Origin of the sequence: Saltatorellus ferox (assembly GCA_007751475.1) — a bacterium.
Classification (GTDB): Bacteria; Planctomycetota; UBA1135; order UBA1135.
This window is the reverse complement of sequence record CP036434.1, coordinates 52,256-67,432: the sequence shown is the minus strand read 5'-3', so window position 1 is coordinate 67,432 and position 15,177 is coordinate 52,256. Positions and strand designations below refer to the sequence as shown.

Here is a 15,177-nt window from a genome sequence, read left to right as displayed (position 1 = left end):
GATCATCGCTTCACCCGCAGGGCCATGTGCAGCGGCTGGTCCCGCAGCGGTTCGAAGAAGTCGGGATCGAAAGCAAGATGCTCCGCGGTCGCGTGCAGCTCTTTGAGTTCCGGCATGAATCCGAAGCCCGCAGCATTCAACGCGGAGAAGTAGTCGTCGAGCGTCTTGTGCACGCAGCGCACGCGAACGCCATGGCCGTCTCTGCGCCAGATCTTGCCTTCGAACAGCGCGTCACGTCCGCTGAAGTAGCCGTGATCGCCGCGCGAGAAGTAGAACGGCCTCTCCTCGGCGCGAAGGAACGCGAGCGAGGGGTGCGGCACCGCGAAGATGAAGCGTCCGCCGGGCTTCAGCACGCGCGCGATCTCGACCATCGCCGCATGGGTCTGGGCCCGATCCAGGTAATTGAACAGGAAAACGGCCACGACGAGGTCGTAGGCCGCGTCCGGATGGCCGGAGAGATTGGTCGCGTCGCCGACCTCATAGGCGATCTTGTCCCTGTCCGGCGGGGCGATCGACGCGCGGGCGTTCTCGATCATCTCCATGGAGATGTCGCGTCCTTCGATCTTGCCCGCGCCCTTCTCGAGCAGCTTCCGTGCGACGTAGCCTTCACCGCAGCCGAGATCGAGTACCGACTGCCCCTGGACGTCCCCACACCAGTCGAGCAGGAACGGGCGCGCCGTGAAGTCGGAGAGGAGGATCGGTTCGCTGCGCTGCCAGTTCGCCGCCGAGTCGTTGTAGAGGGTGGCCGTGGACTCAGGCACCTTGGGCCTCCTGCTGGATCTCCAGGATCGCGGGCGCGGTCGCCACGGCGCGTTCGAACTCACCCCAGAACTGCAGGCGGAGGTCGAGCGCATCGTTCATCCCACGCTCCAGATCGCGCCTTCCCTGTTCGGTCGCCGACAGGTCGATGGCGATGGTGCGCAGGTCGTCGTAGTGCTGATCGTCGACGTGGCAATGCAGCTCGAAGAAGACCATGTCCTCGCGGCGCAGATCGGGGAGACGCTCGAGGCCTTTCACGATCGGCCCGTAGATGGTGGAGACCACGGCTTCGGTGCCGAGGCCCAGGGCGCCGACGGCGTAGGCGCCGGATCCGGCCCGCAGTGCAGCGCGGAACGCGCTGCGCCACTCGATGGTGGGGAGCGGCGGAGCGTCGAGGTCCTCTGGCCCGAGCCCCATGGCGGTACAGAAGCGACGGAACAGCTGAGGATGGGGGACGCCGTCCACCGTGGAAGGGTCGATCCCCATCGCGGAAAGAACTTCGCGATCGTGCTCTTCCAGATGCCCTTGCTCTTCCGCGAGGTTGGACGCGAGGAGGGCGCGGTGCTCTGCCGAGTCGAGCCGCTCGATGACGGCCCTCAGGTAGTGCGGGAACCACGCCGAGTAGCCGTGATACCAGCGGGCGTAGCTGCGCGCAAAGTCGAGGGAGCGCGCGCCGTAGCTGCCCTCGCCGAATCTCCGCAGGCAACGGTGGTGCGTTGCCTCGTGGGCGATGGCCTTTTCGAGGAGGTCGTCAACGAACCGAGGGACCGAGGTGTCCATCAGTCGTGTAGGTAGGGCGGAGTCGAGGGACATGATGGGGACCATGGGCAAGAGCACTTGAACGGTCGGCGCCAGGGTTCACTTCGGCCCGTGGAGGACGCCGCCAGCCAGCGAGCGCAGCGGCCCTTGGCCGACTCGCTCGAATGCACTTCCGTAGCGCTGGCGCCGCCGGGGCTGATCCGACGAGCTTTAGGAGAATTCCCGTGTCCCGCGTCTGGGAATGGGAGGCAAATGCGCTCATCGCTACAGGTTCCCCCTCACCGAGTCGATAACCGTTCGACGCGAAAGCTCTTCTCCCGTCCCCCTTTTCATCGCCAGAGCAGCATGTACGGACTCGTCAATCGCGCCATCCAGGGCCTCGTCGAAAATCAATTCGGAACGGAAGCCTGGGAACGTATCTGCACCCGAGCCGACATCGATGGCGGCAGCGGATTCGTGGCGATGGAGGCCTACGACGACGCGATCACCTACGCGCTGGTCGGTGCTGCGTCTGCGGAACTGGGTCTCGATGCTGGGACGGTCCTCGAGTCGTTCGGCGAGTACTGGACCCTGTACACCATCGAAGAAGGGTACGGCGACATGCTGACCATGATGGGGTCGACGCTGGAGGAGTTCCTCGACAACCTCGACTCGATGCACGACCGTATCCGGGCCACGATGCCCGACCTCGTGCCACCGAGCTTCGAGCGTGAGGAGCAGCCGGACGGGTCGAGCATCCTGCACTACCGGTCCGAGCGCGCGGGTCTGGCGCCCATGGTCCAGGGACTTCTGCGTGGCCTGGCCAAGCGCTTCGACTCCGAGCTTGAGATCGAACACGTCGATTCACCGGAGCCGGGCCACGACCGCTTCAGGATCCGCGAGGTTCGGTGACCCACGACAAGGACGATTCACCGCGCGGACCGATTCGCGTCAGCTTCCAGGGCAACGCCTTCGCGGCGGCGGCCCCGTTCGGCTTCGTGATCGACGCCGAGGGAGAAGTCACTCTCGTGGGGCGAGCCCTGGAACGCAGGCTGCAGGGCTCGCTTCCTCGTCCCGTGGATGAAGTCCTCGAGGATGTGTCGGTCCAGAAGCACATTTCGGTGAACGAAGCGCTCCGCGCCGGACGCAGCCTCAAGCTTCGCGTTCGCGGCACCCAGATCGTCCTGAAAGGCGAAGCGGTTCCCCTCGAAGCAGACGGCGCTGTCGCCTTCCTGGGATCCCCCATCGTTCAGTCGCTGGATCAGCTCCGCGACTGCGGCCTCCAGCTCCGCGACTTTGCCGCCGCCGACTCGACACCGGACCTGCTCCTGAGCATGCAGGCGACGAAGACAGCGCTCACCGACGCCCGCGAACTCAGCGAGAAGCTCAAGGAGTCCGTCGCCAAGGCCGAGAATGCCGTCGCCGCCAAGAGCCGCTTCCTGGCCGTGATGAGTCACGAGATCCGCACGCCCATGAACGGTCTCGGTAGCATGGTCGACCTGCTTCGGGAGAGCGGACTGGCTCCGGCGCAGCACGACCTTCTGAATACGATCGACGATTGCTCCATCACCCTCGGCGTCATCCTGAACGACATCCTGGACTTCTCGAAGCTCGATGCCGGTGCTGTCGAGGTCGAGAAGATCCCGGTGGTCCTCCCGCACCTGATCGATAGCACCGCGCGGATGTTCCGCGCGGCGGCAGACGCGGCCGGGGTCCGCCTGGACGTACAGCTCGCGCCAGAACTGCCGAACTGCGTGATCGGCGACCCGACCCGTATCCGCCAGGTCCTGAGCAATCTCCTCTCCAACGCCATCAAGTTCTCCGGCGATGGGAGCGTCAAGGTTCACGCAACCCTCGGGTCCCGGCCTGACTCCACGCCAAATCCCGGCATGCTCGTGGAGATCCGCATCTCGGATACCGGCATCGGCATCTCCGAGGACGCCCAGGCTTCGCTCTTCCGGCCGTTCAGTCAGGCCGATAGCTCGACGACGCGCAAGTTCGGGGGCACCGGCCTCGGTCTCTCCATCGCGCGGGGCCTTGCCCGCGCCATGGGGGGCGAACTCTTCCTGGAGTCGTCCAGTCCCGCTGGCTCCACGTTTTGCTTCGTCCTTCAGACTCCGACCTCGGCGGCCTGCGACTACGAGTTGACGGCTGATGGGCAGGAGCCCTTGAAGGAGCCGCCAGCGAACGCGGTCACCGACGTCCAGGACCTGCTCGAGGGCATGTCCGTCCTCGTGGCCGACGACAACCCGGTCAATCTCGTGGTCGCCGGCAGACTTCTGAAGAAGCTCGGCATCGCGTTCGATGCGGTGGAGGACGGAGCCCAGGCCATCGAGGCCGTTCGGAAGAAGCACTACGATCTCGTTCTCATGGACATGATGATGCCGAACGTGGATGGAGTCGAAGCGTCGAGATCCATCCGCGCGCTGGACGTCGAGTGGGCGGATCTCCCGATCATCGCGTTCTCCGCCGGCGTCATTCAGTCCGCACGTGACGAGGCGATCGACGCAGGCATGAACTCGTTCCTCGCCAAACCCGTGCGGCTCGAGACCCTGCGCGACGCGCTACTCCCGCATCGCACCGCTAGTCCTCCATCGCACGGCTAGTCCTCCATCGCACGGAGGGCTCTCGCGCAGTCCGCGAGGCACGTGAACGTATGCGTGGCGCACGCGGGCACCTCGGCGCGCCCGTGCTGCATCCACCCTGCTGCGGTACCCGCTCGCCGCCCGGCCAGAAGGTCGTCGATGTCGTCTCCGACGAAGAGCAGGTCAGGATAGCGGGGCTCCTCCGATTCATGAGCCACGTGGAGCGGATAGCGATCGACGACCCCCCACGCGTGCTTGATCTCGTGGGTCGGCTCCGGCGACGGCTTGTTGCGAATCACCCGCCCGATCCGATCGGAGTACTGGTCCCGGGCCACCGACACGTGAAACAGCGTGGCGCAGCGCGGAAACCCGGCGGACCGGAGGCGCGCGTCGAAGACCTCGATCGCGTCGGCGCTGTTCCGGGTGCAGATCGCGGTGTGCAGCCCTGCGCCCTCACCCATGAGATAGGCGACCAGGTCGGACAGTCCGTCGCCCAGCGCCATCCGATCGAGCGCCAACGACTCTTCCTCCCAGACCACCGCGCGCATCGACTCGGCTTCCGACTCGTTCGTCGCGTTCTCGTCGATCCAGGCGAGAATCGAACCGGACGCCTCCATCCCGATCCGCTCGCGCATCCTCACGAAGTCGATCGCACCGGGCTGCGTCAGCGTTCCGTCGAGGTCGAAGATGACGCCCCGGTACGCGCCCCAACGGACGTCCTGGTGTGAAGGATCGAAGCCCATGTCAACGGGCCGCGTCGGGCCGATCGAGCATGCCGAGTCGCTGGGCGGTCCAGCCGAGGAGCGGCACGAGGTTGAACGAGAGGTTCGTTCCACCTTCGCCCGATCGATCCTGGAACGTGATGTCGAACACGAAGTCGTGGGCGTACCGACGAACCGTGAGCTCCGTCAAGAGCTGCTGGTCGTTCTTCATATCGTGGATGTAGCGCGACTCCAGCTCCCACTTGGGATCGAGACGCCAGCGCCCCAGGATACCGCCCGTCTCGTAGAGCTCCGAATCGTCGACCGCGCGGGCCTGGGAGTACCGGAACTCGATGAGGAACGCGTCGTTCGGCCTGATGGCCAGCGCGCTTCGCGAATAGGTCGTCGCCGAGGTCTCCAGGTCGTAGCGGGCGTCGTGGCGCACACCGATCTGTCCGATGCCGTCGCCGTAGCGAGTGATGTACTGGGCCAGGGTCGCCAGCTGCGTGGAATCCTCGAGGCCGTTGTCGCGGTTCTCCAGGAAGATGGTGCGCAGATCGACATCCAGATTCTCGAACGTCCCCGGGCGCTGCCACAGGCTGCGCAAGCCGGCCTCGTAGCGCGTCCCGTCCAGCGGAAGCTCCGTGGGATCCAGCGGAACGAGGCTACCGCCCGTCTGCGAGCTCGCCACGTCGGTCGAGTACGCGAGGCGCGGCGCCAGCGCGTGAAGGTAGCCGTTGTCCGTAACCTTGTGCAGCGTCGTGGACAGCTCAAGTCCGGTGCGTAGCGACGCCCGCCTCGGGTCCTCGCCGCCGTCCAGCGAGTCCGTCCAGACCGTGCCGCGCGCCTCGGCGAACGGCGTCGCCTTGATCCCGGCCAGCGTCGTCTGAACCGGCAGCGAGACCCGCTGCCTGAGATCCGCGCGCCCCAGCTCTCGGTCGTCGATCCCGGCGACGGCTCCGCCCGGAAGGTCCGAGAATAGATCGCGGCCCGCCACGCCTTCGAGGCGTCGGAAATAACCCACGTCGAACGAACCGCCCCAGAGCAGCGGCACGCCGGTGAAGGTGCCGATCTCGCGCTCGCCGCGGTACGCGGCGAACGACGGCAGCTCTTCCTTCTGGCTCCGGAAGTTGTTGACCCGCTTCTGAGCTCCGGCCGCGAGGTAGTCCGCTCCGAGGGACTTGCGCCAGCGCACGAACGTATCGCGCTGCTCGAAGCGGAGGAAGTCGCCCTCGTAGAACTCGGACTGGACGGCGGCATCGGTCTGGCTCGCAAACGCGAAGTCGAACCACTCGCCGCGCACCACCGGATAGCGCGCACGCATGTAGCCGGACACGCGAAGATCATCGCGCTCGTCCACCGGGACGCGGATCGATCCGCGGTCGCGGCCGCCGTCCACGATGCCCCCCACGAAGGCATCCAGCCGGAAGTCCTCGTCGGGATCGTCCCCGGGTTTGCGCTCGCGCAGCTGAAGCCCGAGGCCGAGGAGCGGCCCGCGGCCACTCAGGTACTGGGCCTCGGTCTCCCACTTTCCGCGGAGCTTGCTGGAGTCCATGCCGATGCGCTCGGCGAGCCAGCTTCCGATCTTCCCGACGTCGAAGCGGAACGCCGCCCCGAGCACGGTGCCGAAGCGCGCGGTCTGGGCGACGCCGATATCGCGCAGCGGCGTGACCTCGCCCGCTTCGTTCTCGAAGCCTTCGATCCCGAACTCCTCGTCGAGGACGAGGTTGCCGATCGACGGCAGAGGAAGGGCCACGCCGTCGGTGAACTTCAGTCGGTTGCCCCGGGCGCTGAAGCGCCAGCGCCCGTCGCTTCGGGGCTCCAGCGAGAACTTCCGCGTACGTACGACGAAGTGGGGCACGTCGTGGTCGCAGGTGGTGAGCGTGGCGTTGTCCGCCGTGAGCTTGCCCTCTTCGTCGGTCCCGAGGCGCTTCGTACGAATGCGCAGCGGAACTTCCTTGCCGCGGGACATGAGCGGATAGACGAGTTCAGCGTCCTCCAGCCAGGCAACGGCCTTCGGCAGGTCGATGTATAGCTTCGACCCGCGCGCCGCGCGGCGATCCCCGCGGATCACCTCGACACCGCCCTCCATGTAGAGCGCGCGGAGGTAGCCGCCGTACTCGCGGTCCTGAAGCTCGAAGAGGATCTCGGCCAGGAAGTTCGGTCGAGGCTCGCCGGTCTCCACGCTGGAGGGGCTCGATGCATCGCTGGCGCCCTCGTTGGGGATCACGGAGTTCCCGAGGGCCTCCCAGCGGGCGCGGTCCACCCAGAACGCCAGATAGTCGGCGCGCGCTGAATCCTGGCCATACGTGACCCTCGGCGCCGTGATCGTGATCATCAGCTCGTCGGCGAACTGGCGAGTCTCGATGCCGGCGAACGCGAGCGTCCATGGCGACTCACCGCCGCCGCGAATGGCCCCACGGCCGGCGTCCAGCGTGTACTGATTGATGTTGAGCGCGATCCACTCCGCGTCCATCGTGATGTCCTGCTGGAGCAGTTCGACCACGGCGTTGTCGAAAATGGGGGCGCCGGACTCGGGGTCGAGGCCGCGGATCGTCCCGCTCGCCTGAAGAATCTCCCCGTACTCGACGACCATCGGTCCGGACTGCGTGATCAGACCTTCCAGGCCATCCTCGTCGTCGTCGTCGTCGTCGTCGTCCTGCGGCGGAACCGGGTCGAACGGTCCGATGGTCTTCGGGCTCTCCTGGAGGAGCTTCAGATCCTCGGTCCGCACCGTCAGGTCGGCCACCTTCCATTTCACGGGACCCGCGGGACCGTTCGAGCCAGTGAGCAGCGACTCCCCCTCCAGCGAGATCCAATCCGGTGTGACCGTGAGCTTATCCGTCGTGATCTTGTCGACGACGAACCCGAAGGACTCGACGCGAACGGGCGAAGCGAGCTCCACGACCACCTTCGCACCTTCGGGCGCGTCCGCGATCAACTTCGTCTTCGTGAAGTGGACCACCGTCGCTTCCAGCTCGTACTTCAGCCCGTTGCCGGGCACGATGCCCGATACCTTGACGCGGAAGCGATTGGACTCCATCCGGCCCTTCTCACCGCCCTCGAGCACGAGCCGGTGACAGCGGGCGGTCATCGCCGGCTGATCCGCCTGGCTCTTGTAGCGCAGGTCCACGCTGCCCTCGGCCCGGATGACCGATCCCGAAAGATCGAGTTCCTGCGAGGGAGCCGTCGTGTCGAGGGCACCGAACTCGCCGTTGATCCGCACTCGAGTCGCGCTCATCTCGACGAGCTGACTCGGACCGGCGACTCGACACTCCGTGACCTCCTTCGCGGTGAGCTCGAACGGAAACGGGTCCCCGGCGCGGCCCGCCCCAGGCTGTCGCTCGAACACCGCCGACGAAGCGGCGAGGTTCCAGGTCTGCTGAACGGTGGGAAGCCCCCGCGAATCCAGCTCCGGACCGTAGCTCTCCATGTGGACCGAGACGCGTCCGAATGCGCGCAGGATCGCCGCGCGACTCGGGTCGAGGAGTGGCCTGTTCACGGAGTCATCGCCGCTAGCGTTCTCCGACTGCGCCGCGCCCGCCTCCATCTCGATGCGATCGGCCGCGATGACGCTGTTCCCCGTCAAGGTGTCGTAGCGCGCCTCTCGCACGAAGCGCGCCGTCACATAGACGTCCTCGCGCTGCCCCGCGCGGAAGGATCCGACGCTGGGCTCGGCGCTCTCTCCGTCGAGAACGAAGCTCTGGCCCGTGACCTCTCGGCGGACAGAAAGCTCGTGGGCATCGAAGCCCCAGACTCCGTCGATGGTTTCGACCTGGGCAGCGACGCTGCCCTGGGCGATGACCTCCGTCGCGTCGAGGCGGATCTCCGTGGCGCGCACCCAGCCGGAGCGCACGGAGCTCGCGTCCGCATCCGCATCGATCATCCCCTGCTCGCCCGACATGAGGTCGAGTTCGACGGGCTCGGCGGCGGTGCCGAGGAGCGTCACGCTGTCCGCGGTGCGTACGAGCGCCTTCTTCGCGATCGCGCGCCCCCAGAGCGACTCGTACAGGATCGAACCGGACGCGGAGAGAGTCCCCGACGAGACGTCGACATCGGTGATCAGCCCCGCGCGCACGCGGTGCGGCTCGTCGCTGAACGACTCGGCGTACACGTCCCTGGCGCGGTCGACGTACCAGCCGTCGCCGACGAGGTGCGCATTCATGCCGCCGTCGGCTCGCACGTGATACTGCGCACCGGTCTCGGGGTCGCGACCGACGATCAGGGTCGACCCGTCCGCCGCGACGCGCAGGTCCTGGCCCGCGCGGTAGGTCGCGATCAGCGCGTTCGACGTCATCGCGCCCTGGGGCGTCTCGACGCGAACGTCACCGGCGAGGATGATGGTCGCCAGACTTCGATCGCGAGCACCGTTGCCGCGCGCCTCGTTCTCGAACGTGATGATCCCGCCGCGACCCGAGGCGTCGATGCGTCCCGGTCCCGTGAACACGAAGCGCAGCTCGGATTTCGCCGTCGCCGCGCTCGCGAGGTTGACGGTCACCGGCCCGCGCCCGCTCATCTTGAGCTCGACTTCCTGACCGCTGTCCTCCCGAAGGATGTAGGACAGCGAAGGCTCTTTCTCGATCACGACGCGCACGGCGACGCCGTTCTCGAAGAGAACTCGAGCACTGTCTCCGCGGTACACGTCGCGCCCCTGACGGATCGTGACCGCGCCCTTGGCGCGCGCGACCTGAATGAGCGGCTGGACCTTTTCGCCGTCGATCTCCCGCCGCTCCACGAGCAGGCGCAGCTCGACGCTCTCGGCGTCGATGATGAGCGGTTGACGCACACCGGTCCCGAGAAACGCAGGATCCCGCTCGTCTTCCAGCTCCAGAGCTTCGGGAGTTCCCAGCGTCGGGCTGATCCCATCGTCCAGTCTCAGCTCGACGTGGACGCCCTGCTCCACCGAGATCAGCATCTCGCGCGGGCCCTGGGTGACCGCGGCTCCGCCCTGCTCTGCCGCGGTCGTCAGATCCACCAGACGCAGCGGCCCGTTCCCGGGAGTGGAGACCTTCAGCAGCCGATCGTCGCCGAGGTCCACCTGGACATCGGCGCCACGCAGGAAGGCGACGTCGTTCTCCTGGACGCGGGCCTCGAGGCCGCTCCCATGGCCATGGATGTCGCGGGAGCGGAACTCGACGCGATCGTCCCCGATGGAACGGAGGAACTCGGTCTTGAAGTCGACCTTGAGGTGAGGCGCGTCGAAGGTGACCGGGGCGAACGCCGTCCCACGGAAGACCTCCACGGCCACTCCGAAGAGATCGACGTCGAGGTTGTCGCGCAGGATCCCGCTGCCGATCCCGGACTTCTTCAGCTCGACCCGCATCCGGTCGGCCTGCACACGGCTGCTGAGGTCCGCTTCCTTGTCCTCGTCGATCGGCGGGGCGTCACCGTCGAACACGGGGACGATGTAGGAGTCCACGCCGACCTCCATCGCGTCGTACCAGTAGCCGACGCGGTTCAGCGGAACGAGATCGCCGACCGAGACGTGTATCCGATTATCCCCTGGCCTCTCCGGATTGATGATGTCGGTGCCAGACCCGAGGAAGATGGCTCCTTCGCCTTCATGAACCTCCAGATCGCCGATTCGTGTGACCCGCTCCTCTGGCTCGTCACGTGGATCGGTCCCGGCCAGGTTCGGATCCGCGCTCGCGCTGGGATCACCCGTTTCGCCGTCGCTCGTCCGAGCACGCCGCGTCGTCGCTCCGACCGGGTCGGTCGGCTCGGTCATCGTGACCTGGCTCGATCGATCCATCGAACTGCGACGCTCACCCTCGAAGTGCCAGAGCGCAGCCGCGCCTCCGAAGAGGACGATGAAAAGAATCAGGAATCGACGCATGGCCTTAGATTCCGACCTCGATGAGGTCCTGGACGTCGATCAGCCCGACGGGGCGCCGCGCGGCGTCGACGACCGGCGCCATGTCGATACGGTTCTCGCGCAGAAGGCGGTGGGCGTCGACCGCGAGGTCGTCGGGGCTGAGGACCTTGGGAGTGCGCGCCATGAAGTCGTCGATGGGCTGATTGAGTCTTTCGAAGGAGCCTCCTTCGAGAAGCCTTCGCAGGTCGCCGTCGGTGAAGATGCCCGCGAGGGCTCCGTTCTCGTCCACCACCAGCGACGCGCCGGGGCGCCCCTTGGTCTTGCGGGTCTGGATCAGCGCATCCGCCACGGTGATCCCGGACGGAACGAGCGGCAACGCGTCGCCCTGTCGCATGACCTCGTCGACGCGCAGAAGTCGCCTGCCGAGGCTGCCCGCCGGGTGGAAGCGCGCGTAGTCGCGCGGGCCGAAGCCGCGCTCCTCCAGGATCGCCATGGCGAGAGCGTCGCCGAGCGCCAGCATCACGGTCGTGCTGGCGGTCGGCGCCAGCTTCATGGGGCACGCCTCGTCCACGCGCCCGATGTCCAGCAGGACGTCCGAGTGCTGGCCCAGCGTCGACTCGGGGCCGCCGGTCACGCCGATCACCTGGACGCCGAGCTTCTTGACGGCGGCCATCACGTGATTCACCTCGCTGGTCTCACCGGAATTCGAGAGCGCGAGGACGACGTCGCCGGAGCGAACGCGACCAAGGTCGCCGTGGAGCGCCTCGGCGGGGTGCAGGAAGAAGGATGGTGTGCCTGTGCTGGCCAGCGTGGCCGAGACCTTCTGGCCCACGAGCCCTGCCTTCCCCATACCCGTGACGACGACCTGGCCGGCGCACTTCAGGACGGTGAGGACGGCGCGATCGAAGGCGCGCGCGCGCTCGGGATCGGCCAGGTGATCCGCGACCCGCGCGATGGCCGCAGCTTCGACGCGCAGCACCTCGACTCCGCGACTGGAAGGGGTTCCCATGGCGGTGGAGGGACCTCCCGCGGGGGGCGCGGGGTCGTTCGATGCGTCTTCCGGTGTCATGGGCGCCCCCTGCAGGGGCTTCAGGGGCCCTTCGCCAGGGCTTTCGAGCGCGTCATCCGGGATGGGGCGGACGGTGCGGGGACTGGCCCGGCGTTCTGTGCCGGTCAGTCCCGCATTCTAGGGATGAGGCACGGCTACGAACAACCATAAGCAGGCTTCGCGGCCTACCATGCTCACCCATCCGGTCCCATGAAGACCCGACTCCCCCGAGAGCGAACCCCGTGCCCAGCCAAGACACCCTCATCGGGATCGCCGTCATCGCGATCCTCATCATCTCGCTCGGTCTCCATGAGATGGCCCACGCTGCGGTGGCCAGCTGGCGCGGGGACGACACGGCGAAGAAGCTCGGTCGGATCACGGTCAATCCGATCAAGCACATGGACCCGATCCTGACGGTCGCGCTGCCGCTGTTCCTCTGGTTCGTCCTGCCAGCCCTGACCGGCGCGCCGCGGATGATCTTCGGGGGCGCCAAGCCCGTGCCCGTGGTCCCGGGCAGGCTCCACCATCGCCACCGCGACATGGCGCTGGTCGCCATCGCCGGGCCGATCATGAACTTCGCGCTGGCGTTCCTGCTGCTGGTCCTGCACGAGGCCCTGCGGAAATGGGGCGGAGTGCATTCCAGGGACATGATCTCCCCGATCCTGACCATGTCCGCGTACTACAACGTCCTTCTGGGGGCCTTCAACCTGCTGCCGATCCCTCCCCTCGACGGGTCGAGGGTGGTGGCGTACCTGCTGCCCAGTGCGCTACGTCCCGCCTACGTCAGCCTGGAGCGGATGGGGCTTCTGCTCGTCGTGGCTTTCGTCTTCCTGGTCCCTGGAACCCAGGAATGGTTGATCGCTCGCATCGACCAGGTCTACCATTGGTTTGCGACGGCTGTCGTCGGCCTCTACGGCCTCGGCGGCAAGCCCGGATAGGCGCGGATCCGCGCGCCCCCACCCCATGACCGGCTCAGCCTCCCCATCCTCCACCGACTCCACGGCTGAGCCCACGACCGAAGTGGGCGAAGAGCCGATGATCGGGGCGTCCGCGCGTGAGTCCCACGGCGAACCGCACAGGCCCCAAGGTGAACCCCACCGGCCCGACGAGTTCACGGTCCAGCTGGAGGAGGTCTTTCACGGCCCCCTCGACCTGCTCCTGCACCTCGTGAAGGAGCAAGAGGTCGAGATCCAGGAGGTTCGGCTCGCCGACATTGCGCATTCCTACATGGACCACGTGCGCGCCCTGACGGACCTCGATATCGAGGTGGCCGGCGAGTACCTCGTCATCGCGGCCACTCTGATGGCGATCAAGTCGCGGTCCCTCTTGCCCCGGGAGGAGGTCGAGCTGGAGGACGACCTCGATCCCCACGACGAGCTGATCCAGCGCCTGATCGAGTACCGGCGGTTCAAGGGAGCCTCCGACGACCTGGAGGACCGGCTCCTGCGCCGGACCCTGGAGTACCCCCGCGGCTACCGCGGCGAGGTCCGCGACAACGAGCCCGAGAAGGAGTTCGAGCTGGGGGAGATCACCGCCTGGGACCTGCTCGCGACGTTTTCCCGCCTGATGCGCGAGACGCTGACGGGCCGGACCCACAGGATCAAGAGCGACCCCCGCCCCCTCCGATGGTACGTCCAGACCATCGGAATGGCGGTCCGCCAGCACCCGGAGGGCGCCACCCTGCGCCATCTCGTCGACAGCCTCGGCGACGTCCCGACCCGCGAGGGCCTCGTGGGAGGCTTCTGTGCTCTCCTGGAGCTGATGAAGATCGGCCTCGTGTCCGCGACCCAGGAGAAGCAGTCCGACGACATCCTGCTCCACTGGGCCGCCGAACCGGGCCAGGAGGGCGACCTCGACGACCTCATCCGGGCCTCGCGCTTCATGGACGAGGACGACGAGGAGCTGGACGAGTCCCTCAAGAAGGCCGAGGGAGCTCCAGAGGAAGCCCCCGAAGAAGCGAACGAACCGGGGGCCCCTGCCGCCGCGACGGATGTCTAATGGCGGCCTCGACGAAGATCCCGCCGGCGACCGATCACCGTTCCCCATCACGGTGATCATCGAAGAGACCGAAAGGATCGTGGTCACGCTCTTGAAGCTGCGTCGAAACGACCGACTCTCTGTAACCCTGATTTGAACACCGTTGCCGCGCGCTCCCCGGACTGTCCGGGGCCCGGTTGCTGCTGACGGATTGAACCGAGACTAGATATATGAGCACACTGACCGATGTCACCGATGCCAGCTGGGAAGCAGACGTTCTCGGCAGCGACCAGCCTGTCCTCGTCGACTTCTGGGCCCCCTGGTGCGGCCCCTGCAAGAGCATGCTTCCGTACGTCGAGAAGCTCGCCGAGGAGATGGAGGGCAAGGTCAAGGTGGTCAAGCTGAACACCCAGGACAACGCCGAGATCCCGGCCAAGTACGGCATCACGTCGATCCCGACGTTCATGGTGATCAAGGACGGCGAGGTCGCCGAGCAGATCATCGGCAAGCAGAGCTACGCGGCGCTGAAGGACGTGGTCGAAGGCCACGTCGGCTGATCCCGAAGTCCCCTCGAACCGTCTCCCCACTCCCGTGCGCGTTGTCTTCCTCGGGTCGCCGCCCTTCGCGACCCCGATCCTCGATCGTCTCCTGAAGAAGACCCCGGCGCACGAGGTCGTGGGGCTCGTCACGCCCCCGGACCGCCCACGCGGCCGGGGGCGTGCCGTCGTTCGTTCGGAGCTGGCGGCCGCCGCCGACGAGGCCGGGATCCCTGTGATCCAGCCCGCGTCGACGAAGACCGACGAATTCACGAACGCGCTGCGCGCCCTCGAGCCCGACGTCCTCGTCGTGGCGAGCTACGGCGAGATCCTTCGCACGCCGGTCCTGGAGATGTGCGAGCACGGCGCGCTCAACGTTCACGGATCGCTGCTCCCCCGCTGGCGCGGCGCTTCCCCGATCCAGCGCGCGATCGCAGCCGGCGACGAGGTCACCGGAGTGTCGATCCAGCGTATGGTCCTCGCCCTCGATGCCGGCGATGTGATCCTCTCGAAAGAGCTACCGATCGGCCCGGAGGACACCGCCGCCGATCTCTTCGACCGATTGGCCGAACTCGGTGCGGACGCGATCGTCGAGGCCCTCGACGCGATCGCCGCAGGCACCGCGACGTACACGCCCCAGAATCCGGAGCTGGTGACGCTGGCGCCGAAGCTCTCGAAGGACGATGGGCAGATCGATTTCGAGCGGCCCGCCGACGAGATCGCACGCCATGTGCGCGCGATGACGACGTGGCCGGGTGCCCGCTGCACCCTGGAGGACGGTCGTGACCTCGTCGTGCTCGCCGCCCGCGTCGCGGGAGACGGTCACGACGAGGCTCCGGGCACGCGCCTCGACCGCGGCAGCGCGCTGGTCTTCGCTGCGGCTCAGGGCACCGCCGTCGAGTTCACGCTCGTGAAGCCCGCGGGCAAAGGCGTGATGGAAGGCGCGGCCTTCCTGCGTGGCCTACGGGTGTAGATACCGAGCCCCTCGCTGGCCGCTCCCTTCGCAGCCGTGCATGGA

At 67.0% G+C, this 15,177-nt stretch carries 11 protein-coding genes; 6 read left to right on the top strand and 5 right to left on the bottom strand.

Annotated elements, in window-relative coordinates:
* Positions 1 to 2 precede the first annotated feature (2 nt).
* Together Poly30_RS00255 and Poly30_RS00250 are read right to left on the bottom strand one after the other, a co-directional pair.
* Positions 3 to 761, bottom strand: coding sequence for a class I SAM-dependent methyltransferase (locus Poly30_RS00255; protein WP_419190772.1), 759 nt, complete (start codon positions 759 to 761; stop codon positions 3 to 5).
* A complete protein-coding gene (locus Poly30_RS00250; protein WP_419190771.1) occupies positions 754 to 1,572 on the bottom strand; it encodes an iron-containing redox enzyme family protein in 819 nt (272 codons plus the stop codon). The genes Poly30_RS00255 and Poly30_RS00250 overlap by 8 nt, the downstream gene beginning before the upstream one ends.
* 291 nt (positions 1,573 to 1,863) lie before the next feature.
* Here Poly30_RS00250 and Poly30_RS00245 point away from each other — a divergent pair, with 291 nt between their 5' ends.
* The gene (locus Poly30_RS00245; RefSeq protein ID WP_419190770.1) at positions 1,864 to 2,409 is read left to right on the top strand and encodes a heme NO-binding domain-containing protein; all 546 of its coding nucleotides are present in this window, start codon (positions 1,864 to 1,866) and stop codon (positions 2,407 to 2,409) included.
* Positions 2,406 to 4,103, top strand: a complete 1,698-nt coding sequence (locus Poly30_RS00240; protein WP_145194015.1) for an ATP-binding protein — start codon at positions 2,406 to 2,408, stop codon at positions 4,101 to 4,103. Before Poly30_RS00245 ends, Poly30_RS00240 begins: the two co-directional genes overlap by 4 nt.
* Here the strand turns inward: Poly30_RS00240 and Poly30_RS00235 are convergent.
* The 3 genes from Poly30_RS00235 to Poly30_RS00225 are packed head-to-tail and all read right to left on the bottom strand — an operon-like array spanning position 4,100 to position 11,607.
* Complete coding sequence (locus Poly30_RS00235) at positions 4,100 to 4,825, bottom strand: HAD family hydrolase (RefSeq protein WP_145194014.1); 726 nt, start codon at positions 4,823 to 4,825, stop codon at positions 4,100 to 4,102. The genes Poly30_RS00240 and Poly30_RS00235 overlap by 4 nt on opposite strands.
* Position 4,826: 1 nt before the next feature.
* Positions 4,827 to 10,619, bottom strand: a complete 5,793-nt coding sequence (locus Poly30_RS29035) for an LPS-assembly protein LptD (RefSeq protein ID WP_473163483.1) — start codon at positions 10,617 to 10,619, stop codon at positions 4,827 to 4,829.
* Positions 10,620 to 10,623: 4 nt separating this feature from the next.
* Complete coding sequence (locus Poly30_RS00225; protein ID WP_145194013.1) at positions 10,624 to 11,607, bottom strand: KpsF/GutQ family sugar-phosphate isomerase; 984 nt, start codon at positions 11,605 to 11,607, stop codon at positions 10,624 to 10,626.
* Positions 11,608 to 11,888: 281 nt separating this feature from the next.
* On the opposite strand from Poly30_RS00225, the gene Poly30_RS00220 reads away from it, so the two are divergent.
* The 4 genes from Poly30_RS00220 (at position 11,889) to fmt (ending at position 15,132) form a co-directional block, all read left to right on the top strand.
* A complete protein-coding gene (locus Poly30_RS00220; RefSeq protein ID WP_419190769.1) occupies positions 11,889 to 12,584 on the top strand; it encodes a site-2 protease family protein in 696 nt (231 codons plus the stop codon).
* 25 nt (positions 12,585 to 12,609) lie between these two features.
* Entirely contained in the window at positions 12,610 to 13,644 is a 1,035-nt protein-coding gene (locus Poly30_RS00215; RefSeq protein ID WP_145194011.1) for a segregation and condensation protein A, read from the top strand.
* Positions 13,645 to 13,853: 209 nt separating this feature from the next.
* Entirely contained in the window at positions 13,854 to 14,180 is a 327-nt protein-coding gene (trxA, locus tag Poly30_RS00210) for a thioredoxin (RefSeq protein ID WP_145194010.1), read from the top strand.
* A gap of 34 nt (positions 14,181 to 14,214) precedes the next feature.
* The gene (gene fmt, locus Poly30_RS00205) at positions 14,215 to 15,132 is read left to right on the top strand and encodes a methionyl-tRNA formyltransferase (RefSeq protein ID WP_145194009.1); all 918 of its coding nucleotides are present in this window, start codon (positions 14,215 to 14,217) and stop codon (positions 15,130 to 15,132) included.
* Positions 15,133 to 15,177: the final 45 nt, after the last annotated feature.

Coding starts and splice junctions, on each gene's coding strand:
- Poly30_RS00250 (WP_419190771.1), bottom strand. CDS start 1,572: ATGTCCCTCGACTCCGCCCTACCTACACGACTGATGGACACCTCGGTC.
- Poly30_RS00245 (WP_419190770.1), top strand. CDS start 1,864: ATGTACGGACTCGTCAATCGCGCCATCCAGGGCCTCGTCGAAAATCAA.
- Poly30_RS00235 (WP_145194014.1), bottom strand. CDS start 4,825: ATGGGCTTCGATCCTTCACACCAGGACGTCCGTTGGGGCGCGTACCGG.
- Poly30_RS29035 (WP_473163483.1), bottom strand. CDS start 10,619: ATGCGTCGATTCCTGATTCTTTTCATCGTCCTCTTCGGAGGCGCGGCT.
- Poly30_RS00225 (WP_145194013.1), bottom strand. CDS start 11,607: ATGGGAACCCCTTCCAGTCGCGGAGTCGAGGTGCTGCGCGTCGAAGCT.
- Poly30_RS00215 (WP_145194011.1), top strand. CDS start 12,610: ATGACCGGCTCAGCCTCCCCATCCTCCACCGACTCCACGGCTGAGCCC.
- trxA (WP_145194010.1), top strand. CDS start 13,854: ATGAGCACACTGACCGATGTCACCGATGCCAGCTGGGAAGCAGACGTT.